Source organism: Candidatus Accumulibacter similis (assembly GCA_013347225.1).
Classification (GTDB): Bacteria; Pseudomonadota; Gammaproteobacteria; order Burkholderiales; family Rhodocyclaceae; genus Accumulibacter; species Accumulibacter similis.
The window spans coordinates 4,344,952-4,368,634 of record CP054595.1 but is presented as its reverse complement, the minus strand read 5'-3'; the positions used below and the strand labels follow the sequence as shown (position 1 = coordinate 4,368,634).

The following is a 23,683-nucleotide window of genomic DNA, read 5'->3' as shown; positions in this document are numbered from 1 at the left end:
GTGGAGCGATCATGCAGCTCGATGAACGGCAGCGCGCGTACTGGCGGCGCAACCTTCGCCTGACGGCGTCGCTTCTCGGGGTCTGGTTCTTCGTCTCGTTCGTCCTCAGCTACTTCGCACGCGAAGTCGAACACATCCTCATCCTCGATATCCCGCTGGGCTTCTACATGGGAGCCCAGGGGGCGCCGCTCATCTATCTGCTGATCGTCTGGTGGTACGGGCGGCGGATGGACGGGCTCGACCACGATTACGGCGTGCAGGACGCCGACGGCGAGGAATAGAGACGGTTTCGGCGCCCTGGGTCTGCCGTCGCGTCCGCTCCCGGTACGGCTGGCGACGCCGGCCGCCAGGTTGTGCGCTTCCGGCACCGCGGCCTGGGGCGAGTCGCCGCGATTTCCGCAGCGGTGGCGCATGCTACAATCGTGCTCCGTTCAAGGTCGTGAGGCGTATACGATGTTTTCAGTCAAAGATTCCCTGGCGCAGGTGGACCCCAAGATCTGGCAGGCCATCCAGGACGAGAATCGCCGCCAGGAAGAGCATATCGAGCTGATTGCTTCGGAAAACTACGTCAGTCACGCGGTGATGGCAGCTCAAGGTTCACAGCTGACCAACAAGTATGCCGAGGGTTATCCCGGCAAGCGTTACTATGGCGGCTGCGAGCACGTCGATGTGGCGGAACAGCTGGCGATCGAACGGCTCAAGAAGCTGTTCGGCGCCGAGGCGGCAAATGTTCAGCCGAATTCCGGTTCGCAGGCCAATCAGGCCGTCCTGCTGGCCTTTGCCAAGCCGGGCGACACGATCATGGGAATGAGTCTGGCCGAAGGGGGGCACCTGACGCATGGCATGCCGCTCAACATGTCGGGCAAGTGGTTCAATGTTGTCGCCTACGGCCTCGACAAGCAGGAGGCGATCGATTACGGCAGGATGGAAGCGCTGGCGCGTGAACACAAGCCCCGCATCCTGATCGCCGGCGCGTCGGCCTACTCGCTGGGCATCGATTTCGAGCGCTTCGCCGCTGTGGCGAAGGAGATCGGCGCGATCTTCATGGTCGACATGGCGCACTACGCTGGCCTCATCGCTGCCGGCTGCTATCCCAACCCGGTGCCCTCGGCCGACGTCGTCACGTCGACGACGCACAAGACGCTGCGCGGCCCCCGCGGTGGCGTCATCCTGATGAAGGCGGAACACGAGAAGGTGATCAATTCCGCGGTCTTTCCGGGTCTGCAGGGAGGCCCCCTGATGCACGTCATCGCCGCCAAGGCGGTGGCTTTCAAGGAGGCCCTGACGCCGGCTTTCCGCGACTACCAGGAGCAGGTGCTTGCCAATGCGCGCGTCCTGTCGCGCGTGCTGGCGGAGGAGCGCGGCTTGCGCATCGTCTCGGGTCGTACCGAATCGCACGTCTTTCTCGTCGATCTGCGGGCCAAGAACATCACCGGCAAGGACGCTGAGGCTGCTCTCGGCGCGGCGCACATCACCGTCAACAAGAACGCGATTCCGAACGATCCGCAGAAGCCATTCGTCACGTCGGGAATCCGCATTGGTTCGCCGGCGATGACGACGCGCGGCTTCACCGAGATCGAGTCGGAGCAGGTGGCGCACCTGATAGCTGACGTCCTCGATGCCCCTGCCGACGAGGCGGTCAGGCAGCGGGTGCGGGCGGACGTGTCGACCCTGTGCAGGAAATTCCCGGTGTATGGCGGGTAGCCGGGATGAAGTGCCCGTTCTGCGGCGCTGCCGAGACGACTGTCGCCGACACCCGGATCAGTGACGACGGCGACATCGTCCGCCGGCGACGGCGGTGCCTGAAGTGCGACAAGCGCTTCACGACACACGAGCGGGCCGAACTGCGGATGCCGCAGGTCATCAAGAAGAACGGCTCACGGGTCGACTTCGACCGCGAGAAGCTTGCGGCGAGCCTTGGCCTGGCATTGCGCAAGCGGCCGGTGAGCAACCAGGCGGTCGAAGCGGCGATCAGCCGCATCGAGGAAAGACTGCTCGCGCTTGGGGAACGGGAAGTTGCTTCGGAGAAGCTCGGCGAGATGGTGATGCGCGAGTTGAAGAAGCTCGACAAGGTGGCTTACGTCCGCTTTGCCTCGGTCTATCGGAATTTCGAGGATGTGGACCAGTTCTCCAAGGTCATTCGTGAGGTATCGCGGTCGGCCCAGCCGCTCGGTCGCTGATGCAGCCCGCGTTCAGCGCGGCGGATCATGATTGCATGGCGCGGGCGCTGCGTCTCGCCGAGCGCGGCCTGCTGACGACCACTCCGAATCCGCGCGTCGGCTGTGTCGTCGTCCGCGACGGGCAGGTTGTCGGCGAGGGATGGCACGTGCGGGCCGGCGGCCAGCATGCCGAAGTGCATGCGTTGCGGGCAGCCGGTGACAGGGCTCGCGGTGCCACCGCCTTCGTCACGCTGGAACCCTGCAGCCACCACGGCCGTACGCCCCCTTGCGCCGAGACGCTGCTGGCAGCCGGAGTACAGAGGGTCGTTGCCGCGATCGAGGATCCGAATCCGCTGGTTGCCGGTCGCGGGCTGGCCACCCTGCGGCAGGCAGGCGTGCGTGCCGAATGCGGCTTGCTCGCCGACGAGGCGCGCGAACTCAACATCGGCTTCGTTGCCCGCATGACCCGTGCCCGCCCCTGGCTGCGACTGAAGCTGGCCGCCAGCCTGGACGGCAAGACAGCGCTGCTGAACGGTGCCAGCCAGTGGCTGACGGGCGCGGCCGCGAGGCAGGACGGCCATCGCTGGCGGGCCCGCGCGTGCGCCATCCTGACCGGTATCGGCACGGTGCGCGACGACGATCCGCAGCTCAACGTCCGCGACGTCGCGGCTCCGCCCGGCGAACTGCGGCAGCCGCTGCGGATCGTCGTCGACAGTCACCTCGAACTGTCGCCGGACGCCCGGGTTCTGCGCGGTGGCGGTACCCTGGTCGCGGCTGTCGTGGCTGACGCTGCCCGCAGCGAGGCGCTCGCGCAGCGGGGTGCCGAAGTCCTGTTGCTGCCGGGCTCGGACGGCCGGGTGGACCTGGAGGCACTGCTTGCCGAACTGGCAAGGCGCGGCGTCAACGAAGTCCATGCCGAAGCCGGTTTCGTACTCAGTGGTGCCCTGCTGCAGGCAGGGCTGGTCGATGAGCTGCTGCTTTATCTGGCACCCTGTCTCGTCGGCGATGCGGCGCGCGGAATGTTCGCTCTGCCGCAGCTCGCATCGCTGGCCGACAGGAAGCCGCTGCTCATCCGCGACCTGCGCGTGATCGGTCAGGACCTGCGGCTGCTGGCGCGCTTTGCTTGAGCGCGGACGGCGCGCAGACGGCGCACTGGGGATCCTGGCCGAAGCGCACGCTGCGCCACTCCATCGCCAGACCGTCGAGCAGCCACAGTCGTCCAAGGATGATCTCGCCGGCGCCGGCGATCAGCTTCAGCGCTTCGGCCGCCTGCATCGCGCCGATGATGCCGGTGAGCGGTGCAAAGACCCCCATGACGGCGCAGCGCACCTCATCGACTTCGCCGGTTTCCGGAAAGAGGCAGTTGTAGCACGGGCCGTCGCCACGCCGGCTGTCGAAGACGGCGAGCTGGCCTGCGAAGCGGATGGCAGCGCCCGACACCAGCGGCTTGCGATGTTTGACGCAGGCCCGATTGACGGCGTGCCGCGTCGCGAAGTTGTCGCTGCAATCGAGCACCACATCGGCGTCGGCGACCAGCGACGCCAGTTCCTCGTCCGCGACGCGGTGGGGCACCGCTTCGACCAGCACGTCGGGGTTGATGCCGCGCAGTGCCGCCTGGCCGGAGGAAACCTTGGTCTGGCCGAGGCGCTCTTCGCTGTGCAGGATCTGGCGTTGCAGGTTCGTGAGGTCGACCGTGTCGCCGTCGACCAGGGTGATCCGGCCAATGCCCGCGGACGCCAGGTAGAGCGCTGCCGGCGAGCCAAGGCCGCCGGCGCCGATGATCAGCGCTCTCGCATCGACCAGGCGTTGCTGACCGGCGATGCCTATTTCGTCGAGCAGGATGTGTCGGCTATAGCGCAGCAACTGCCGGTCGTTCATCGCGCAGAGCTACTTGTACTCCCGCCACTCCGGCGGCGTGTCGTCGTGGTCACCGTGCGGGTGCCGCTCCCAGGCATGGGTGTAGGCTTCGGACTGCGAGCGTTTGAGGGGCCGCGTCGGCGTCTGCAGATTGTGCAACTGGGTTTCCTCGACATAGTGGATCAGCGCCCGCACCATCTTGCTCAGCAGGGTGTTGTCGAGGTGGTGGCCGCGGTCTTCAAGAGAGCTTTCTAGTTCCTGCAAGGAGTGTTGTCGCAGGTCGTAGGCGACGCCCACTTCGCGGGCCTGTTCGCGCGGTTCGACCAGGAGTTGCTCGAGGCTGCTGAGGTAGGCGGCAGCTTCGGGGACTTGGCCGGGGGGAAGCCTGGCGAACACGATGGTCCGCTGCTTGCGGATCGGCGGGGGTGCTGGCGCAGCAGGTCGTTTCACCGTCGCTGTCCGCCGCCACGAGTCAGCGCGCAGTCTTCATGATCTGCATGCCCTTGAGCAGATTGAGCGCCTGATTGAGCTGATAGTCCTTCTTCGACGCCAGTTCGCGGCTCGGCAGCTCGGCAGCTTCTTCCGCTTCCTCCTTCGGCGCGCTGCTCTTCGGCTTCGCCGGCGCCGGCGCCGGCTTGGCGGGCTTGGGCGGCGATTCCTTGACGGTCGTGCCGCCATCCTTGTCGTTGTCGAGATGATGCTCGAGATTGGCCTCGCGCAAGCGCTCGGCAGAGGTGCCGTTGGCGCTTTCCTCGACGACGATGTCGGGGACGATTCCCTTGGCCTGGATCGAGCGGCCGGACGGTGTGTAGTAGCGCGCGGTCGTCAGCTTGATCGCCGTGTTGCCCGGCAACGGCAGGACGGTCTGCACGGATCCCTTGCCGAAGGTGGTGGTGCCGAGCACGACGGCACGCTTGTGGTCCTGCAGCGCGCCGGCGACAATTTCCGATGCCGATGCCGAGCCACCATTGACCAGCACCACCATCGGCACCGTGCGCGCCTCGGCCGGCAGGTTGCGGATGTAATCGTCCCTGCTGCCACGCAGGTAGTCGCTGGGCGAGGTCGAATACCGGTGCTTGGCGTCGGGCGCACGACCGTCGGTGGAGGTCACCAGCGTTTCCGGCGGCAGGAAGGCGGCGGAAACGCCAACGGCACTGTTGAGCAGGCCGCCGGGGTCGTTCCGCAGGTCGAGTACGAGCCCCTTCAGCGATCCATTCCGGAACAGCTCGTTGAGATGCTTGACCACCGCCGCACCAGTGTTCTCCTGGAAAGAGGTGATCCGCAGGTAGCCGTACCCATCCTCGACCAGTTTCGACTTGACGCTCTGCACCTTGATGACTTCGCGTGTCAGCGTGACATTGATGGGTTTCGCATCTCCCTTGCGGATGATCGACAGCCGGATCTGCGACTTCGGCTTGCCGCGCATCCGTTTGACCGCTTCCGTCAGCGTCAATCCCTTGACGAGCGTGTCGTCGATCTTGAAGATCAGGTCGCCGGTCTTGATTCCCGCCCGGTAGGCCGGCGTGTCCTCGATCGGCGACACGACCTTGACCAGGCCGTCTTCCATGCCCACCTCGATGCCGATGCCGCCAAACTCGCCCTGCGTCCCGACCTGCAGGTCCTTGAACGCGTCGGCGTCGAGGTAGCTGGAGTGCGGGTCGAGGTTCGAGAGCATGCCGCTGATGGCATGCGTGATCAGTTTCTTGTCTTCGACCGGTTCGACATAGCCACTCTTGATGGCATTGAACACTTCGGCAAAGGTGCGCAGTTCCTCGATGGGCAGGCTGGCTCGCGTTTCCTTGTCCGCGATCGCCGAAAACTGCAGGCTGATCAGTACGCCGCCCAGCAACCCTGCGCCGACCAGACCGGCCTGTCTCAACTTGCCCATTTGTCTCACTCCAGTGCGCATCATGTCGTGTGCGTCGTGAAAATCCGTATCAGAGGTCGCGAACAGGGCCGCTGGCGAACCTGCCATGTCGCGTGCTCGCCCGTGTCCGGCAGTTCGTCGTGCTTGCGGCGATTTCCGCACCAGCCCTCACTGTCTGGTGCTGACCCAGGCCATTGGATCGAGCGGTCTGCCCTGATGACGCAGCTCGAAGTATAAACCGGATTCCGGATTGCCACCGCTGTTGCCGACGGTCGCGATCACCTCTCCCGAGCGCGCCGCGTCGCCAACGTTTTTCAGCAGCGAGTCGTTGTTGGCATAGATCGAGAGGTAGCCGCTGCCGTGGTCGACGATGAGCAGGTTACCGAAACCGCGCATCCATTCGGCGAACACGACCCTGCCGGCGGCGATGCTGCGCACCTCGCTACCGTTGCCGGCGAGGATGAAGAGACCCTTCCACGTGCTTCCCTCCTGCCGTGTGGCGCCAAAACGGTTGCTGACCGCTCCCCGTGTCGGCAGGCGGAGCTGCCCCTTCAGTCGTGCCAGACTGCCCGCGCCGGGTATCGCGGCCGCTTCGTCGCCACGGCCTGCCGGCACCGGCGGCGCCGAGCCCGCTTCGCCTGCCGCCGGTTCTGTCGGCGATGCCGGGGCACGCTCCATGGGCGCGGGGTGCCTTGCCTGCTCGCGGCGCTGCGCTTCGCGGCGGGCCTCACCCGCCTGTGCAGCGATCAGTCGCGACAGCCGGTCGACGAGTTCGGCGAGGCGCTTCTCGTCGCGCTGCAGGCTGCCGATCTCACGCCGCTGTGCGGCGATCTGCTCCGACACCTTGGCCAGCGCCAGTTGTCGCTGCTGCCGCTGTTCGACCAGCCGGGCGTGCTCCTCCCGCTGTCGCGCCTCGCTGGCGGCGAGCAACTCGGCCTGTTGTCGGGTTTCGCGGGCGAGCGCCTGCTGGCGCTGCATCGTCACCTCGACGTCGCGCAGGATCTCGCGCCGCGCGCGGCCGATCGTTTCGAGATAGTGGAGGTCGCGGGCCAGCTGATTCGGATCATCACCGTTGAGGAACATGCGTACCGGATCGGGGTTGCCGCGCAGGTACTGCCGGTGCAGAAGCCTCGCCAGTTGCTCCTGCTGTGAGCCGAGGACCCGGCCGAGCTCGCTCGACTGTTTCTCGAGTTCGTCGAGCCTCCTCCGGAGCCGGTCGGTCCCGCTTGCCGTCTCGTACAGTTGCCGCTGGGTTGCCGAGATGGCGCGTTCCGCCTCCTGCAACTGATCGACGGCTTCCCTGCGGGAGCCTTCGGCGGCGGCCATCTGCTTGCGCAACGCGTCGATCTGGCCGCGCAGCGATCTCAGACTGCCTTGCTTCTCGGCAATCTCGCCAGACGATGCCGCCTCGACGCTGGCCGGGTTCTGGCGGTTGCTGGCCATGGCCAGCGGCGCCAGCGAGACGATCAGGAGGCAGAGAAGCGCACGACGGATGCGGCCGCAGGCGGCGACCGCAGTGGATGGCTGCGGGCTCCCGGTCGCCGCTGACGTGTCGCTCGCCAAGGTCTCCGGGCAATGGCTGCCGAAGGCGACGACGACACCCCTGTGCTCACGCCAGCAGGTGTCGTTGGTGCTGCGCGCGAAGCGCTCGAGGGTTTGTCCGGTACTCGCCAATGAACGACGCTGGTCCTGCAGGAACGTGGGAAGAGCGCGCCCCGGGGCTGGCGCGAGGCACCACGAGACGCCAGATGGCGGAGGGCACTCCGTAGATCAGGCTTTTCTTTTATAATGCGCGATTATATGATAAACGGCGAAGCCGGCGTGACGTGCCCATCAAGACCAGCCTGATCGACAAGCAGGAGCACATCGAGCAAGCGGCACGCGCGCTGAAAGCGATCTCGCATCCGTTGCGGCTGAAGATCCTGTGCGTGATCGGCGATCAGGAAGCGTGCGTGCAGGAGATCGTCGAGGCGGTGGGTACCTCGCAGAGCAACATCTCGCAGCATCTCGCGATCCTGCGCGAGAAGGGTGTGTTGCTTGCCCGCAAGGAGGCCAACCGCGTCTTTTATCGGGTCGGCGATGAGCGGACACTGCAGCTCATCGGCATGATGCGCGAGGTGTTCTGCGGCGGCTAGCCGCGCGGCCGGCACGCAGCGTCAAGCCACTCTGGCGAGCGTCAGCGGCGTCTCGTGGTCCCTATCGGTTTCTGGAGCCTGTGTTGGAATTCGTACAACAGAACATTCTTCTTGTCGCCGTCGCGTTGGTCAGCGGCGGCATGCTGATGGTGCTGACGTTCCGCCGTCCCGGTGGTGCGAAGGCGGTCACGGCCAATCAGGCGACGATGCTGATCAACCGTGAGAACGCACAACTGATCGACGTCCGTGATTCCAACGAGTACGTCTCCGGGCACCTGATCGACTCGCGCAACATCCCGGCGGCATCGCTGGCCGAGCGTGCCGGCGAGCTCGAGCAGTTCAAGGACCGGCCGATCATCCTCATCTGCCAGACCGGCATGCGTTCGCAGGCTGCCTGTTCAACGCTGGCCAAACTGGGCTTTGCGCGCGTGCACAACCTCGAAGGAGGCATCGCCGCGTGGAGCGAGGCGGGGCTGCCGCTGAAGAAGGGGGCGCGTCGATGACTGCTGTGGCGCCCGTGCTGATGTACTCGACCGCTGTCTGCCCCTATTGCGTGCGTGCCGAGCAACTCCTGCGCGCACGTGGCGTGGTCGAGATCGAGAAGGTGCGAATCGATCTCGACCCCGAACGTCGCAACGAAATGCAGGTGCGGACCGGTCGCCGCACCGTGCCGCAGATCTTCATTGGCGCGACACACGTTGGCGGTGCCGACGATCTGGTCGCGCTCGATCGTTCCGGCAGGCTGCTGCCGCTGCTTGCAGGCGAGACTGCCTGAGCCCCTCTCGCCAGGCTTGCCTGATTCCTTTTCCACCTTTGGCTGAAAGTTGACATGAGCGAACAAGAAAACCCCGTTTTTGCAATCGAGAAGATCTACATCAAGGATTTTTCGCTGGAGGTGCCCAATGCGCCGCAGATCTTTCTCGAGCGCGAGTCACCAAAGGTCAGCATTCAGTTGCAGAGCAATGCGCAGGGTATCGGCGACGGCATTTTCGAGGTCACGCTGACGACCACTGTGACCTCCAAGATCGAGGAGAAGACCGTTTTCCTCGTCGAGGTGGGGCAGGCGGGCATCTTTCGCGTGCAGAACGTTCCGAGCGAAAACATGGATCCCCTGTTGTCGATAGCATGTCCCAACATTCTTTTCCCATACGCGCGTGAGGCGGTGTCCGACGCGGTCACCCGCGCCGGCTTCGCGCCCGTGATGCTGCAACCGGTGAATTTTGAAGCGCTTTACATGTCTCGCCTGCAGCAGCAGCAAGCGGAAGCGGCCGGCGCCGCCGCCGGCGAGGCGACGGCCTGAGCGATGCACCGCCTGCTGGGCGCGGTGCTCGCTGCCGGGATGGCGGCGCCATCGGTGGCAATCGAATTCCGCACCGTCGATGTGCCGACGGTGCTCTACGACGCGCCGTCGCAAAAGGGTGCCAGGTTGTTCGTCATCCGGCGCGGGACGCCGGTCGAACTGGTGGTCAACCTCGAAGGATGGTCGAAGGTGCGGGACGCTGAAGGCGGCCTGGCCTGGATCGAGGCCAGGCACTTGGTCAAGCGGCGGACGGTCATCGTCACCACGCCGCGCGCCCAGGTCCGCCTGAATCCCGAGGAGTCGGCGCCGATCGCCTTCGAGGCAGCGAGAAACGTGTCGCTGGTGTATCTCGAGACAGCCCCCGGCGGCTGGGTCAAGGTGCGCCATCGCGACGGCGAAACGGGCTTCGTGCGTGTCAACCAGGTATGGGGTCTGTGATCTGACTCCATACCTGCCGCTGCGCCTGTCTGCAGCGGCGGTTGGCGTGCCAGCCGGAGGCCCCCTTCTGGCCACAAGTCCGCCCGCAGCCACGGGGCGCCGGCACAACGCGGCGCCCAGATAACGCCGGTGGTGCGCCTGCACCGCGGTCGCCGTGCCCCGCCGCAGAGGCGCGACTGATTCTCCGAGCTGGAAAGGTTGGCGACGCTGCGCCTGCGAGGCGACGCCCTGCACCAGTCCGTTGGCCGACAGCCCCGCCGCGTCATCACGTCTGGCCGGCAGAGGAGAGGCGCGGCAGCGCCATCAATCCGCAGTCTGCGGCTGCCATGCTGTGCGCCGGCAATCCACACGATATCGATTTGAGCCGTGCGCGCAGGCCGCTCCGGCAGCCAGGCATGAAACGTGCTTGCCGTGTCTGTGCGCAATCGTTGCCGAGGAGGTGCCGACGAAGATGAACAAGAGTCTGTTTTCCCGCCATACGCTTGCCGGCCTGCCGCTGGCCAATCGTATCGTCATGGCGCCGATGAACCGCAATCGCGCCAGCGACACACAACATGCGCCGACCGCGATCAGCGCGCTGTATTACGCCCAGCGGGCGTCGGCCGGGCTGATCGTTGCCGAGGGGACGCCGGTCTCTCCGCAGGCACGCGGGTGTGCCCGCACGCCGGGCATCTACACGCCGGCGCAGGTTGCCGGCTGGCGCAACGTGACGCGCGCGGTGCATCGCGCGGCGGGCCGCATCTACCTGCAGCTATGGCATGTCGGGCGCGTCGGCCACTGCAGCCTGCGGGCGGATGGTTCGCCGCCCGTCGGACCCACCACGATTGGTTTGAGCGCAGACCGGGTGCCGGTTCTTGTCGGCGGATCCGAGCCCGTTCTGGTTCCCTGTGATGCCCCCCGCGCCCTGCGCACCGGCGAAGTCCGCGCGGTGGTCGCCGATTTTGCGCGTGCCGCAGCCAACAGCCTGGCAGCCGGTTTCGACGGGGTGGAGATCCATGCCGCCAATGGCTATCTCTTCGATCAGTTCCGTTGTCCGTACCTGAACGATCGCAGCGACGAGTACGGGGGGACGACGAGCAGGCGCTGGCGGTTCCTGCTCGAAACGGTGGCCGCGGTCGCCTCGGTGGTGGGTTGCGAGCGCGTCGGTGTCCGCATCTCGCCGCTCGGGGTCGCGCATGAGATGCAGCCCGATCCGGCGCCGCTGTTCACCTATGGCCAACTGGCCTGTGAGCTCGACCGCATGCGGATCGGCTACCTGCACGTCTATGACCAGTCCGAAAGCTGGATCCATGATCCGGACAGCGAACTGTTGCAGCACCTGCGGGCGTGTTACGCCGGGAGCATCATCCTCTGTGGCGGATTCGACCGTTACCGTGCCGAAGCCGCATTGCGCTGCGACAACGCCGATCTGATAGCCTTCGGCAAGCACTTCATCGCCAACCCGGATCTCGTCGAACGCCTGCGCCTCGGAGCGCCGCTGACGGCCTTCGATTCGAGGACGGTCTACAAGGGGGGCGAACGCGGCTACATCGATTATCCGTCGCTCGCGGAGGAGGTGGTGGGCGAAACTTGACATGCACTCGCCGCTGTGGCCCTGGCTGGGCGCCGCCGATCGCCGTGGAGACGTCGTTGTCTGTTCTGGCCGCTCGCCGGTCGGTGGCGTTCACGCCGCGCGACGATTCTTTCCCGTCGGTGCTGCCGGCGGGCAGGCGCGGACGGTCTGCAGTTCCGACGATGACTCGCGCGGGTCGCCTTATACTGGCGGCTGGACCCGCTTGCCCGCGGTCGCCCGGAAGCCGATCCCTTCAGGAGACAACCCGTGCCTCTTTCCTCCCATCCTATGGCCTCTTCGCTGCGTGCTTCTGATACCGGCAAGGTAGTCTCCGCCGGCGAGGCGGTGCGCCTGATTCGTGACGGTGACACCGTGGCAACCGGTGGCTTTGTCGGCATCGGCTTTGCCGAGAACATCGCCATCGCCCTCGAGGAGCGCTTTCTTGCCAGCCAGAGCAGCGACCCCGAGGGCCTCGGCCGGCCGCGCAACCTGACCCTGGTTTATGCCGCAGGGCAGGGCGACGGCAAGGAACGGGGGCTCAACCATTTCGGCCACGACGGTATGCTCGAGCGGGTGATCGGTGGCCACTGGGGGCTGGTGCCGAAGCTGCAGGAACTGGCGGTGGCCAATCGAGTCAAGGCCTACAACCTCCCGCAGGGGGTGATCGCCCATCTCTTCCGCGACATCGCTGCCGGGAAGCCAGGGACGATCACCCGTGTCGGGCTCGGCACCTTCGTTGATCCGCGTTTCGGCGGTGGCAAGCTGAACGCGTCGACCACCGAGGAACTCGTCCGCGTGCTGCCGATCGACGGCGAGGACTACCTGTTCTACAAGGCCTTCCCCATCCACGTCGGAATCATCCGCGGCACCACTGCCGATCCGGACGGCAACGTGACGATGGAACGGGAAGCGTTGACGCTGGAAGCGCAGGCGATCGCGATGGCGGCGCGCAATTCGGGTGGCGTGGTCATCGTCCAGGTCGAGCGGATCGCCGAGCGCGGCACGCTCAACCCGCGTCAAGTGAAGATCCCCGGCGTCCTGGTCGACTGCGTGGTGGTCGCCGAGAAGCCCGAATACCATATGCAGACCTTCGGCGAACAGTACAGCCCGGCGTTCGCTGGCGAGATCCGCGTACCGATGTCGGCGATCCAGCCGATGCCGATGAGCGAACGCAAGATCATCGTCCGCCGCGCCGCGTTCGAGCTCAAGGCCAACGCGGTGGTCAACCTCGGTATCGGCATGCCCGAAGGCGTGGCCAGCGTTGCCGCGGAGGAAAAGATCGCCGACCTGATGACGATGACCGCCGAACCCGGAGTGATCGGCGGCATTCCTGCGGGCGGGCTCAACTTCGGTGCTGCGATCAATGCGCAGGCGATCATCGATCAGCCGAACCAGTTCGATTTCTACGACGGGGGCGGGCTTGACCTCGCCTTTCTGGGTCTGGCGCAGGCGGACCGGCAGGGCAATCTGAATGTCTCCAGGTTTGGCCCACGTCTGGCCGGCGCCGGTGGCTTCATCAACATCTCGCAGAACGCCAGGAAGGTGGTCTTCGTCGGCACATTCACGGCCGGGCAGCTCGAGGTGGCGGTCGAGGATGGCAGGCTGTGCATCCTGCGGGATGGGCAAGCAAGGAAGTTCGTCAACGAAGTCGAGCACCGGACCTTCAGCGGTGCCGAAGCGCAGCGGCGCGGCCTGGCCGTGCTCTACGTCACGGAACGCTGCGTCTTCCGCCTCTGTTCCGAGGGTCTCGAGCTGATCGAGATCGCGCCTGGGGTCGACCTGCAGCGCGACATTCTCGAGCGGATGGACTTCGTGCCGGTGATACACTCGGCACCGGCGCTGATGGACCCGCGCATCTTCCGCGACGAGCCGATGAAGCTGCGCTCACAGATGCTGGAGCTGCCTCTTGCCGAGCGCCTTTCCTATGATGTCGCGAAGAACATCCTCTTCATCAACTTCGAGGGACTCGACATCCGCAGCCAGGCCGACATCGAGGCGGTGCGACAAGCGGTCAGCGAGCGATTGGCGCCGGTCGGCCACAGGGTGTACGCGGTGGTCAACTATGACCGATTCTCGATCATGCCCGAACTGGTCGACGACTACATCGAGATGGTCAAGGGCCTGATGGAGACCTGCTATCACGATGTGACGCGCTTTACGTCGAACACCTTCCTGCGTGCCAGGCTGGGCGAGGCCCTGGAGAAGAGGCAGATCGCCGCGCGCAGCTTCGGCACTGCTGCCGAAGCGGAAGCGCAGCTCGGGCGCCGCTGAGCGACCGCACCACCCTGTCGTTGTCCGGAGAAGCTGCATGCCAAGACTGCTCGCGATCATCGGCCCGCTGCCATTCATCGGCTTGGCGATCGTCGCTGCCGGCCTTGCGCTGGGGGTCGCCGTCTGGCTGTTCGACACGCTGTCCGTGTGTCTGCCGGCGGTCACCAACTCCGCCTCGCGTTACGCCCTGAACGGGCTGTTGCTGGCCTTCTGCTACTTCGCCTACGGTCTGACGCTGCTCGTCGTGGCGCCACTGCTGAATTCGCTGCTCGGTGGGCGGCTGCGGCCGTATCGCGGCTCGGCCGTGTCGCTGACCGCCCTGCGCTGGTACGTGCACTGCACACTGACGCTGGTGGTCCGCTATTCCTTTCTCGAGTTCGTCACCCCATCACCCTTTGCCCAACTCTATTACCGGCTGATGGGAATGCGCATCGGGCGCAACGTGACGATCAATTCGACTGCCCTCGCCGATCCGTCGTTGATCGAGATGGGAGACGGGGTGACCGTCGGCGGCTCGGCCAGCATCATGGCGCACTATGCACAGGGCGGCTATCTGGTGATCGCGCCGGTGAGAATCGCTGCCGGTGCGACCATTGGCCTGCGGGCAATCATCATGGGCGGTGTCGAGGTCGGCGAAAGGGCCAAGGTTCTTGCCGGCTCGTTCGTCCTGCCCAACACGCGCATTCCGGCTGGCGAGACCTGGGCCGGCATTCCGGCACGGCAGGTTGAACTCGAGCGCGCCGACGCCGGCAACGGAGCCGCCTGAGCGATGCCGGAGCTGCCGGCGTGGGACGTCGTGGCCTGGCGGCTGCTGGCCGTTGCCGGCGGTCTTGTCGGCTGGTTCGTCACGCAGCGGCTGATCGGCGAGCGTCGTCTCGCCGATGGCGTGATGTACGACCAACTGCACCGCATGACCGCTCGTGGCAACGCCTGGCTGCACGAGCATCCGGGCGCTGCACGCGCGGTGCTGATCGGCAGCTCGCTGGCGATCGATGTCGTCACCCTCTTCGTTCTCGGTTACGCCCTGCTCGGACCGAGCTTCAGTCCGTTCCTCGGCCTGCTCGGCCTCTTCGCCCTGCGCCAGTTGAGCCAGGTGCTGGTCGCCCTGCCGCCACCGGCTGGCATCATCTGGCGTCATCCGGGTTTCCCCTCGCTCTTCGTGACCTATTCCGTCGGCAACGACTTCTTCTTTTCGGGGCACACCGCGCTGGCTGTCTATGGCGCCATCCAGGTGGCGACCCTCGGCATTCCCGCGCTGACCGTTGTGGCCGCTCTGCTGGCAGTCGCGCAGATGCTTCTCGTCATCCTGCTGCGGGCGCACTGGACACTGGATGTGATCGGAGGACTGTTTGCCGCGCTGTTGGTTGGTGTCCTCGCCTGGCCCGCCTAGCGGTCGTCGGTTGCGCCCGCGTCCTGCCGCGCTTCGCCGCCGGATCGGCGCAGCCGGCGGGAGCATGCGCGAATCCGAGCGAGGTGGCGATACTGGTGATCTCCGCGAGCTCGACGATTCGCCCCGCGCGCAGCGAGCGATGGAGCGACTCGGCGCCGGCGGTCTCGACGGGCGATGACCGGGATGTCGCCAAGGCGGTTGCGGCGCAGCCCTTCGATGACGCCGGCGAGCAGCCCGCCACCGCCGACCGCCACGACGACGGCGTCGGGCAGCGGCCCGCAGCGGGCGATCCCGTCGATCAGCGTCGCGTGGCCGCGCCACAGCAGCGGATCGTCAAAGGGGTGGATGAAGGCGTCACCTGCCGCCAGCAACGACAGCGCGAGGACGTTCGCTTCCTGCCAGGATGGGCCATCGACGATGACCTCGGCACCTTCCACTCGCAGCAACTGCCGCGCCCGGGCGGAAGTGCTGCGCGGTACGACGACCGTCACCGGCAGCGACAGCTTGCGGCCAGCACAGGCCACGGCGAGACCGCCATTGCCGCCCGAGGAGGATACCAAGCGACGCGCACGAGCGCGCAGGTGCCAGGGTCGGGGTAAAGGGTTGCCCCCGTGACCGGGGCGCGTCCCGCGGCCAGCAGGCATCGAGGCTACGACTGCATGGGTGTGCAGTTTTGGCCTCTCGATTGCCCGACGCGTATCCCCATGCCTGCCGCCTGTGCCCGTGCTCGCACTGCCGTCCATCGCCGTCGCCGGCCCGAACGTAGCGTGCGCCATCGCACCTGCAAACCAAGCCCTCCACCTGGCTCGAAGTCTCCTGCGATGGCCACCAGGGCGCTTCCGGCCCAGCCCATGTCGAACGCGACTTCCACCGGTATCTCGATCCGACGATCGAGACGCTGGCGGCGCATCTTCCTGAGCATCGTCGAACGAGTCTTGCGCCGCGCCTGCCCGGCTGTGGGCCCTGATTCGCGCAGTGGGGCGGTGGCCCTCATCCGCCGGGGCGGTCCGCCCCGGCGGATGACCGCATCACGAGAGACGTCCAGCCCAACGTTCGCAGCCCTGGCGAACGACTTCTTCGAGCGAACCTTCACGGGCGTGGGCCGTGCGGACTTCGCTGGCGCCATTGCGACCCTGCAAGACTTCGGTGCGCAGCAGATTGAGCGCTTCGGTCGAGCCGAGATCGTAGGCATGGACTTCGACGACCGCCATGGTGCGCAGGATGTCGTCGCGGATCACTCTCTGTTCGGCGCCGCCGGGAACGACCAGTCGGCCGTCGTAGCCGAAGCGGCAGGCCTGGAAGCGATTGAAGGTGTAGACCAGGTAATCGTCTTCGCTCGGATCGACCGGCTGTTCTTCCAGCAGGTAGCGCGCCAGGGCCTGGGCATAGGCGGCGATCTGCGCCGCGCGCTCGACGGTGAGCGGCGTGTCCATGACGCGCAGTTCGATGGTGCCGAACTCCGGTTTTGGCCGGATGTCCCAGTAGAAGTCCTTCATGCTCTTGACGACGCCGGTGGCGATCATCTTGCGGTAATACGCGGCAAAATCATCCCAGCACAGCACGAACGGGGCGCGTCCGCTGAGCGGGAAGGCGAAGACCGAATTGAGCCGGGCCGACTGGAAGCCGGTATCGATCCCCTGGATGTAGGGTGAAGCCGCCGACAAAGCGATCAGGTGCGGAATGTAGCGGCTGAAGGCGTGCAGCAACCAGAGTGCCTTGTCCGGACAGGCGCAGCCAATATGGACGTGCTGGCCGAAAATGGTGAATTGCTTGGCCAGATAACCATAGAGTTGCGACAGGTGATGGAAGCGCGGCGCATCGAAAATGGCCTGCCGGCCCCAGTGCTGGAAGGGATGCGTGCCGCCGCCGGAAAGCAGGATGCCGAGCCGGTCGGCCTGATGGACCAGGGGGGCGCGGATGCTGCGCAACTGGCCGAGCGCGTCGGCGTAGTCGACACAGATGCCGGTCGACAATTCGATCATCGAATCGGTGATTTCCGGTTTGACGTCGCCGGGATGTTCACGCCCGCTCATTTCGCGCAGCAGGTCGGGCGCGGCACCGAGCAGATCGTAGTCCTGGCCGCTGACGATCTGCAGTTCGAGTTCGATGCCCAGCGTCAAGGCAGCGGACTGCGAGAAGCTGCCCAGTTCGTGTTCGGTCTCTTCACTCACGGCGCTCTCCGCTGAATTTCAGGCACAAGGCGACGATGACCGGCCCGGCCAGTTCCATGATCGCGGCGGCGCTCATCGCCACCGGGATCAGGGTGCCTTGCAACTCCGGGTAAAGTTGGCCGATATCGGCCACGGCCACCATCACCGGCCCGGCGGTCGGCGACAAGGCGAGGCCGAGCAAAAGGCCCTGACGCCAGCTGATGCCGGCCGGCCGCGCCAGCAGCAGCACGCCGCAGAGTTTGGCCATACTGCGCGCCCCGATCAGGACGAGCGCCAGGATGCCCCCGGTTAGCAGATGTTCGATCCGGATCTGCATGCCGACGACCAGAAACAGCATGACGACCAGCACCCCGCCGACCAATCCGAAATGCCGGGGAAAGACCCAGGCCCGCGGCTCGCCGTTGCGCAGGACCAGACCGGCGAACAGCATGCACAGCGTGACCGGCAGCCGCAGGGCCTCGATCAGGCCGATCGTCATCAGCACCAGGCCGAGCAGCACGATGGAGGCGTATTCGTCGCGCATGTTGATCAGCCAGCGATCGACGCGGCTGATCGCCGCGGCCAGCAACTTGCCGACGACCAATCCGGCGCCGAGCAGGTAAAGCGGATGCGCGATGGCCAGCACCCAGTCGCCGCGATAGTGCTGGTGCAAGCCGCCGGTCACCAGATGGACCGTCACCACTGCGTAAATGGTGTTCAAGGCCGTCAGCACCAGCAGGCGGGTACTGACCTGCCCCTGCGCCTTGCTCTCGGCAACCACCCGCATGATCACCGCCGGCGATGAGGCCATGCCAATCGCTCCCATCAGCACCGCCGGCACCATGGGCATGCCGAGATAGCGGCTGACGGCGAAGACCGCGCCACAGGCGGCCAGCGATTCGCAGAAGCTGGTCAGCAACAGCCAGCGATTGTGCCGCAACCAGCCGAGATCGACGCGGCTGCCCAGTTCGAGCAGGAGGATGGCCAGGGCGACGTTCAATCCCCAGCGCAGCCATTCGCTGTGCTCGGCGACCAGCGGATCGCCGGCCAGCGCGGCGACCAGCATGCCGACCACGGGATAGGCCGTGATCCGCGGCAGGCCGAGATGATGGCGGACCCATTCGCCAGCCAGGGCCGCTCCGACGACGGCCAGCGCGACCCACAGCAGCGGGCTGAAATCAGGTGGCCAGTCGGGCAGGAAAAAAACCGCGTGTTCCATCTCAGTGGAGTTGCCCCTATCGGGTGGACAGGTTAGCGCTTGGTTTTCAAGCGGGTTGAGCCTCCTCGGGCGTAGGGTTATCCACGGCGCCGCCGCTGGCCCCTCTCAGGCCAGAGGCGAGCGGCGCGGTGGATAACCCGGGTTCGGGGCTGGCTGACTGCACAGAGTGGTGGTGTTTCTTTTCGTAGTTCATGGGTGACAGATAGCCGAGCGCGGAATGGCGCCGGCGCGGGTTGTACCAGCCTTCGATCCAGGTGAACACGGCCAGGCGAGCCTCGGTTTTGGTGCGGAAGGTGTTGCGGTCCAGCAGTTCGCATTCCAGACTGGCAAAGAAACTCTCCGCCATGGCGTTGTCGTAGGCATCGCCTACGGTGCCCATGGACGGCTGGATGCCCATTTCCCGGGAGCGCTTGCCGAAGGCCAGGGCGGAATACTGGCTGCCTTGGTCGCTGTGGTGGATCACCCCGTGGGGTTTGCGCGTGGCCACGGCCATGTTGAGCGCCGAAAGCACGAGTTCCGTGCGCATATGCTCGCCGATGGACCAACCGACGACCCGCCGGCTGAACACGTCCAGCACCATGGCCAAATAGATGAAGCCCTGCCAGGTCGGCACGTAGGTCATGTCGGCCACCCAAAGGCGATTGGGTGCGTCCGCCACGAACTGGCGCTTTACCAGATCGGGCGCCGGATCACGGTCCGGATCACGCCGGGTGGTGACCACGTAGCCACGGCGGCGGCTCACGCCCTGCAAGCCCGCCAGGCGCATCAGGCGGGCGACGCGCTTCTGGCTGACGGTCTCGCCTTGCTCCAGCAGTTCGGCCCGAACCCGGGGGCGGCCGTAGCTCCCGCCGGATTCCTTGTGGATCAGCCGGATACGCTCGGTCAGCACGGCATTCGCCACGGCGCGCGGGCTGGGCGCCCGCTGTCGCCAAGCATAGAAGCCGCTGACCGAGACACGCAGCACGCGGCACAGGGTACGCACGGGGAAGTCGGCCTGGCGCGCCATCACGAGTTCGAAGAGTTCGAGGTGGAACCTTCGCTCCTTCTGGCGAACCAGGCCGTAGCCTTTGCCAAGATGTCGCGCTCCATCTTCAGCTGCCGGTTCTCCCGGCGCAGCTTGGCCAGTTCAGCCCGCTCGGTACTGCTCAAGCCCTCCTTGCCAGGCAAGGGCTTGCCGGCGTCGCGGGCTGCTTGCGCCAGCCAATTGACAATGGTCTGGCTGGTCGGCCCGAACTCCCGAGACAACTCTTGCGGGCTTCGGCCAGCCTGCGCCAGTTCGATGATCTGTTGGCGAAACTCCGCCGGGTACGGTGGTCTGCTTTGCGGCATCTTGGACTCCTTGTTGCGTAAGCATCAGGTGTCCACCGAAAAGGGTCAACTCCAACTCCAAGATGAGGCTGGCCTTGGCTTTCAGGCGCAGGCGCAGCACGCGATGGAGGAGCAGAGCCAGGAAGCAGATCAGGGCATGCGCGCGGATACGATCCGGCAGGCGGTGGAAGACCGGTGCGATCTCGATCTCGGACTTCAGGACACGCAATCCCCGTTCGATGTCGGCCAGCGCCTTGTAGCGGGCCACGATCTCAGGTGGCGGAGGGTTCGGAACACTGGAGACGAGGATCAGTTTGCCATCCATGAGCCGGGCGCGTTGGAGCGCCCTTTCGTCGATCTCGTAGGCGAACACCTCGGAAATCTTTCGCCGCGCGCCAACACGTTGTTGCTATTGTCCCGGCAACTCGATTCATGCATTTGGCACACGAAAGGAGCCGATCTCGGGATTCCTCGGCCTGCTCAGCCTCTTCGTCCTGCGTCAGCTGAGCCAGGCGCTGGTCGCCCTGCCGCCACCGGCTGGCATCATCTGGCGTCATCCGGGTTTCCCCTCGCTCTTCGTGACCTATGCCGTCGGCAACGACTTCTTCTTTTCGGGGTATACCGCGCTGGCTGTCTCTGGGGCCATCCAGGTGGCGATCCTCGGCATTCCCGCGCTGACCGTTGTGGCGGCTCTGCTGGCAGTCGCGCAGATGCTTCTCGTCATCCTGCTGCGGGCGCACTGGACACTGGATGTGCTGGGAGGACTCCGCGAGCACGACCGTCACCGGCAGCGACAGCTTGCGGCCAGCACAGGCGACGGCGAGACCGGCATTGCCGCCCGAGGAGGATACCAAGCGACGCGCACCAGCGCGCAGGTGCTCCTCGCAAGCGGCGCCGATGCCGCGAATCTTGAACGACCCGGGCGGCTGCAGTGCGTCCAGCTTGAGCCACACGGAGTGGCCGGTCGGCAGCCCGAGGCTGCGCGACTCGATCAGTGGCGTTTCAATGTGCAGGGGCATCGTCTTCTCTTGCCGGGTTCGTCGGGCAGCCGCCGGTCTGCGGTGGTTTCCACGCGCCACCTGGCCGCTGCGGGCGGTCGCCCTCCGGGCGAGGGACGGACCTGGCGACGCTCTGCCAATTATCGCCGAGGAACGCCTCCCCTGATCGGTCCGGCATTGCTGTCGCAACGACGCGGGTGCGGCAGGAACCGTCGGCGAGGGAGAACGGCGCGGTGCCGGTGCGCGGGTGCGCGACCCCGGCTTGCAAGAGCCGTCGGTTTCTGATATCTAGTCGTCTTTTTTCAAACGGGCGGGGTCTTCGAACATGGCTGAAGAATTGCTGCAGAAGCATTTCACTCCGTACGTCCAGGGAGCTGGCGAGGAGTACATGAACAGCGACCAACTGGCTCATTTCCGTGGCATCCTGGAGGCTGTCAAGCTGCAGTTGATGGAGGACATCGAGCGGACGGTACATACCATGCAGGACGAGGCAACGGTGTTTGCCGATCCGAACGACCGTGCCAGCCAGGAAACGGACATTGCGATCGAGTTGCGCAACCGCGACCGTGAGCGCAAGCTGATCAAGAAGATCGAGGACACCATCGAGCGTATCGCCAGTGGGGACTACGGCTATTGCGCTGCCTGTGGCGTCGAGATCGGTATCAAGCGGCTGGAGGCACGACCGACGGCAACCCTCTGCATCGACTGCAAGACGCTCGAGGAAGTACGCGAAAAACAGATCGCCAAGTAGCCTCCACCAGCCTGGAAGCGCGAACCGGCGGCATGGCTTCGCCGCATTGCCCGCCACGGGGTTCTGCGGACGGTTCCACCGTGAGGAGCGCAGCACCGGGTTGGTGGCCACCGGCAGGTTCAGCGGCGAGGCCCGCGCGTCTGCGCCCGTAACTGCACCCGCGGCGGTTGGCCCGTGCGCGGCTCGCCGGGCGACAACCTTCCATGACTGCGGGCACCGCCGGCATGGCATGGCGCCGGCAGCCGCTTGCGCCGACCTTCGCCCGCCCCAGCGCCGGCACCAATGCAACATGTTGCTGGCGCGACGACCAGCACCTCCGGACACTTCAGCACCATGACCTACAACGCCGAATCGATTGCCGTCCTCAAGGGACTCGAGCCCGTGCGCCATCGGCCAGGGATGTATACGCGCACCGATTGCCCGCTGCACATCATTCAGGAGGTGATCGACAACGCCGCCGACGAGGCGCTCGGTGGACATTGCCGGCGAATCAGCGTCACCATGCACCGTGATCACTCGGTGAGCGTGCAGGATGACGGGCGCGGCATTCCGGTCGAGATGCACCCGCTCGAGAAGGTGCCGACACTGGAAGTCGTGTTTACCCGGCTGCACGCTGGCGGCAAGTTCAACAAGGACGACGGGGCTTCGGCCTATCGTTTTTCCGGCGGCCTGCACGGGGTTGGCGTGTCGGTGACCAACGCGCTGTCGAGACGCCTCGAGGTCGAGGTCGTACGCGACGGGGCACGCCATCAGATGGCCTTTGCCGGCGGGGCAGTGATCGAGCCGCTGCGTCGGCTTGCCGACGCACCGAAGAAGGCGAAGGGAACGTGCGTGCGGGCGTGGCCGGACCCCGCCTTCTTCGATTCACAGATCATTCCCCAGCCGCAGCTCGAACGTCTGCTGCGCAGCAAGGCGCTGTTGCTGCCGGGGCTGCAGGTCGTGCTGACGGTCGAGGATGGCGCGACGAGCGAGTGGTGTTTCGTCAACGGCATGGTGCAGTACCTCGCCGAGCAGCTCGACGGCGAGCCCGTGGCGCCGGTGTTCAGCAGCGAGAAGTATGCCGCCCGCGGTGACGAGAACTTCCCGGTCGGCGCGGGTGCCGCCTGGGCGATCTGCTGGACGGCCGAGGGCGGCCTGGTGCGCGAATCGTACGTCAACCTGATTCCGACTCCTGCCGGCGGTACGCATGAAGCCGGACTGCGGCAGGCGACGCTCGATGCCATCCGCAGCTTCGCCGAACACCATGCGCTGCTGCCCAAAGGCGTCAAGCTCGCCGCCGAGGACGTCTTCTCGCGCGCCAGTTTCGTGCTCGCGGTACGCATGCTCGACCCCTCGTTCCAGGGGCAGACGAAGGAGCGGCTGAACTCGCGCGATGCGGTGGCGTTGGTGGCGCGCATGGTGCGCGACAGCCTCGAGCTGTGGCTCAACGAACATCCCGAGGCGGCGAAGCGGATCACCGAGCTGGCCATCCGGGCGGCGCAGGCGCGCACGCGTGCCGGCCAGAAGGTCGAGAAGCGCAAGCAGTCGGGGGTGGCGATCCTGCCGGGCAAGCTGTCGGATTGCCAGAGCGAGGACGTCAGCCGCAACGAGATCTTTCTCGTCGAGGGGGATTCGGCCGGCGGTTCGGCCAAGTCGGGGCGTGACAAGGAGGTGCAGGCGATCCTGCCACTGCGTGGCAAGGTACTGAATACCTGGGAGGTCGAGGCCGGCAGCCTGTTCGCCAACCGGGAGGTGCACGACATCGCCGTGGCGCTGGGTATCGATCCGCATCCGGCGAGCGCGCCCGACTCAGTGCTGCTCAACCTGCGCTACGGCAAGGTGGTGATCATGACTGATGCCGACGTCGATGGCTCGCACATCCGCGTGCTGCTGTGCACCCTGTTCTATCGCCATTTTCCGCGGCTGATCGCACGCGGGCACCTGTACTTCGCGCAGCCGCCGCTGTACCGTCTCGACGTACCGGCGCAGGGCAAGACGCGGCCACCGCGCAAGATCTATGCGCTTGACAACGCGGAACTCGAGGCGTCACTGGATCGGCTGCGCCTCGAGGGCGTCAAGCGGGAGGCGGTTGCCATCTCGCGCTTCAAGGGTCTCGGCGAGATGAACCCCGAGCAGCTCTGGGAGACGACGATGTCGCCCGATACGCGTCGCCTGATGCGCATCGGCATGCCGGGTGGCGAGGTGGCGCGGCCGGTGATGAACATGCTGATGGCGAAGGGCGAGTCGGCTGGCCGGCGCGCATGGATGGAAGAAAACGGTGCCCTGATCGGCGCCGAGCTGTGATCGGA

22 protein-coding genes and 3 pseudogenes are annotated in these 23,683 nt (G+C 65.9%); 15 read left to right on the top strand and 10 right to left on the bottom strand.

What is annotated here, in order from left to right:
* Positions 1-11: 11 nt before the first annotated feature.
* The 4 genes from HT579_19315 (at position 12) to ribD (ending at position 3,286) form a co-directional block, all read left to right on the top strand.
* Positions 12-281, top strand: a complete 270-nt coding sequence (locus HT579_19315) for a DUF4212 domain-containing protein (protein QKS30876.1) — start codon at positions 12-14, stop codon at positions 279-281.
* Positions 282-453: 172 nt separating this feature from the next.
* Complete coding sequence (locus tag HT579_19310) at positions 454-1,704, top strand: serine hydroxymethyltransferase (protein QKS30875.1); 1,251 nt, start codon at positions 454-456, stop codon at positions 1,702-1,704.
* Positions 1,705-1,709: 5 nt separating this feature from the next.
* Positions 1,710-2,180 carry a transcriptional repressor NrdR gene (gene nrdR, locus HT579_19305; protein ID QKS30874.1) on the top strand — a complete coding sequence of 157 codons (471 nt, stop codon included), beginning with the start codon at positions 1,710-1,712 and terminating at the stop codon, positions 2,178-2,180.
* A 35-nt stretch (positions 2,181-2,215) separates the two neighbouring features.
* A complete protein-coding gene (gene ribD, locus HT579_19300; protein QKS30873.1) occupies positions 2,216-3,286 on the top strand; it encodes a bifunctional diaminohydroxyphosphoribosylaminopyrimidine deaminase/5-amino-6-(5-phosphoribosylamino)uracil reductase RibD in 1,071 nt (356 codons plus the stop codon).
* Here ribD and moeB read toward each other — a convergent pair.
* The 4 genes from moeB to HT579_19280 form a co-directional block, all read right to left on the bottom strand.
* The gene (gene moeB, locus HT579_19295) at positions 3,228-4,037 is read right to left on the bottom strand and encodes a molybdopterin-synthase adenylyltransferase MoeB (GenBank protein ID QKS30872.1); all 810 of its coding nucleotides are present in this window, start codon (positions 4,035-4,037) and stop codon (positions 3,228-3,230) included. The genes ribD and moeB overlap by 59 nt on opposite strands.
* A gap of 9 nt (positions 4,038-4,046) precedes the next feature.
* A complete protein-coding gene (locus HT579_19290) occupies positions 4,047-4,466 on the bottom strand; it encodes a hypothetical protein (GenBank protein QKS30871.1) in 420 nt (139 codons plus the stop codon).
* A gap of 22 nt (positions 4,467-4,488) precedes the next feature.
* Complete coding sequence (locus HT579_19285; GenBank protein ID QKS30870.1) at positions 4,489-5,904, bottom strand: S41 family peptidase; 1,416 nt, start codon at positions 5,902-5,904, stop codon at positions 4,489-4,491.
* Between the two features lie 147 nt (positions 5,905-6,051).
* Entirely contained in the window at positions 6,052-7,326 is a 1,275-nt protein-coding gene (locus HT579_19280; protein QKS31726.1) for a peptidoglycan DD-metalloendopeptidase family protein, read from the bottom strand.
* 383 nt (positions 7,327-7,709) lie between these two features.
* On the opposite strand from HT579_19280, the gene HT579_19275 reads away from it, so the two are divergent.
* From HT579_19275 to HT579_19235, 9 genes are all read left to right on the top strand, one after another.
* A complete protein-coding gene (locus tag HT579_19275; protein QKS30869.1) occupies positions 7,710-8,018 on the top strand; it encodes a winged helix-turn-helix transcriptional regulator in 309 nt (102 codons plus the stop codon).
* 140 nt (positions 8,019-8,158) lie between these two features.
* Positions 8,159-8,521: a rhodanese-like domain-containing protein gene (locus HT579_19270; GenBank protein ID QKS31725.1), complete on the top strand. Its 363-nt coding sequence runs from the start codon at positions 8,159-8,161 to the stop codon at positions 8,519-8,521.
* Positions 8,518-8,793 carry a glutaredoxin 3 gene (gene grxC, locus HT579_19265; GenBank protein QKS30868.1) on the top strand — a complete coding sequence of 92 codons (276 nt, stop codon included), beginning with the start codon at positions 8,518-8,520 and terminating at the stop codon, positions 8,791-8,793. Before HT579_19270 ends, grxC begins: the two co-directional genes overlap by 4 nt.
* 54 nt (positions 8,794-8,847) lie before the next feature.
* Positions 8,848-9,318: a protein-export chaperone SecB gene (secB, locus tag HT579_19260; protein QKS30867.1), complete on the top strand. Its 471-nt coding sequence runs from the start codon at positions 8,848-8,850 to the stop codon at positions 9,316-9,318.
* 3 nt (positions 9,319-9,321) lie between these two features.
* Positions 9,322-9,756: a hypothetical protein gene (locus HT579_19255; GenBank protein QKS30866.1), complete on the top strand. Its 435-nt coding sequence runs from the start codon at positions 9,322-9,324 to the stop codon at positions 9,754-9,756.
* A 451-nt stretch (positions 9,757-10,207) separates the two neighbouring features.
* A complete protein-coding gene (locus HT579_19250) occupies positions 10,208-11,329 on the top strand; it encodes an alkene reductase (GenBank protein ID QKS30865.1) in 1,122 nt (373 codons plus the stop codon).
* Between the two features lie 267 nt (positions 11,330-11,596).
* The gene (locus tag HT579_19245) at positions 11,597-13,579 is read left to right on the top strand and encodes an acyl CoA:acetate/3-ketoacid CoA transferase (protein ID QKS31724.1); all 1,983 of its coding nucleotides are present in this window, start codon (positions 11,597-11,599) and stop codon (positions 13,577-13,579) included.
* A 37-nt stretch (positions 13,580-13,616) separates the two neighbouring features.
* Complete coding sequence (locus HT579_19240; protein ID QKS30864.1) at positions 13,617-14,345, top strand: hypothetical protein; 729 nt, start codon at positions 13,617-13,619, stop codon at positions 14,343-14,345.
* A gap of 3 nt (positions 14,346-14,348) precedes the next feature.
* A complete protein-coding gene (locus tag HT579_19235) occupies positions 14,349-14,969 on the top strand; it encodes a hypothetical protein (GenBank protein QKS30863.1) in 621 nt (206 codons plus the stop codon).
* On the opposite strand, the gene HT579_19230 is transcribed toward HT579_19235, so the two are convergent.
* From HT579_19230 to HT579_19205, 6 genes and pseudogenes are all read right to left on the bottom strand, one after another.
* Positions 14,966-15,529: a pyridoxal-phosphate dependent enzyme gene (locus HT579_19230; GenBank protein QKS30862.1), complete on the bottom strand. Its 564-nt coding sequence runs from the start codon at positions 15,527-15,529 to the stop codon at positions 14,966-14,968. The genes HT579_19235 and HT579_19230 overlap by 4 nt on opposite strands.
* Before the next feature lie 468 nt (positions 15,530-15,997).
* Positions 15,998-17,116, bottom strand: a complete 1,119-nt coding sequence (locus tag HT579_19225; GenBank protein ID QKS31723.1) for a glutamate--cysteine ligase — start codon at positions 17,114-17,116, stop codon at positions 15,998-16,000.
* Between the two features lie 16 nt (positions 17,117-17,132).
* Positions 17,133-18,338: a cation:proton antiporter gene (locus tag HT579_19220; GenBank protein QKS30861.1), complete on the bottom strand. Its 1,206-nt coding sequence runs from the start codon at positions 18,336-18,338 to the stop codon at positions 17,133-17,135.
* 175 nt (positions 18,339-18,513) lie between these two features.
* Positions 18,514-19,667 (bottom strand): annotated as a pseudogene (locus HT579_19215) (IS3 family transposase).
* 67 nt (positions 19,668-19,734) lie between these two features.
* Positions 19,735-20,025, bottom strand: a pseudogene (locus HT579_19210) (IS1634 family transposase).
* Positions 20,026-20,404: 379 nt separating this feature from the next.
* Positions 20,405-20,665, bottom strand: a pseudogene (locus HT579_19205) (pyridoxal-phosphate dependent enzyme).
* Positions 20,666-20,969: 304 nt separating this feature from the next.
* Here HT579_19205 and dksA point away from each other — a divergent pair.
* Complete coding sequence (gene dksA / locus HT579_19200; protein ID QKS30860.1) at positions 20,970-21,395, top strand: RNA polymerase-binding protein DksA; 426 nt, start codon at positions 20,970-20,972, stop codon at positions 21,393-21,395.
* A 333-nt stretch (positions 21,396-21,728) separates the two neighbouring features.
* Positions 21,729-23,678, top strand: coding sequence for a type IIA DNA topoisomerase subunit B (locus tag HT579_19195; GenBank protein ID QKS30859.1), 1,950 nt, complete (start codon positions 21,729-21,731; stop codon positions 23,676-23,678).
* Positions 23,679-23,683 lie beyond the last annotated feature (5 nt).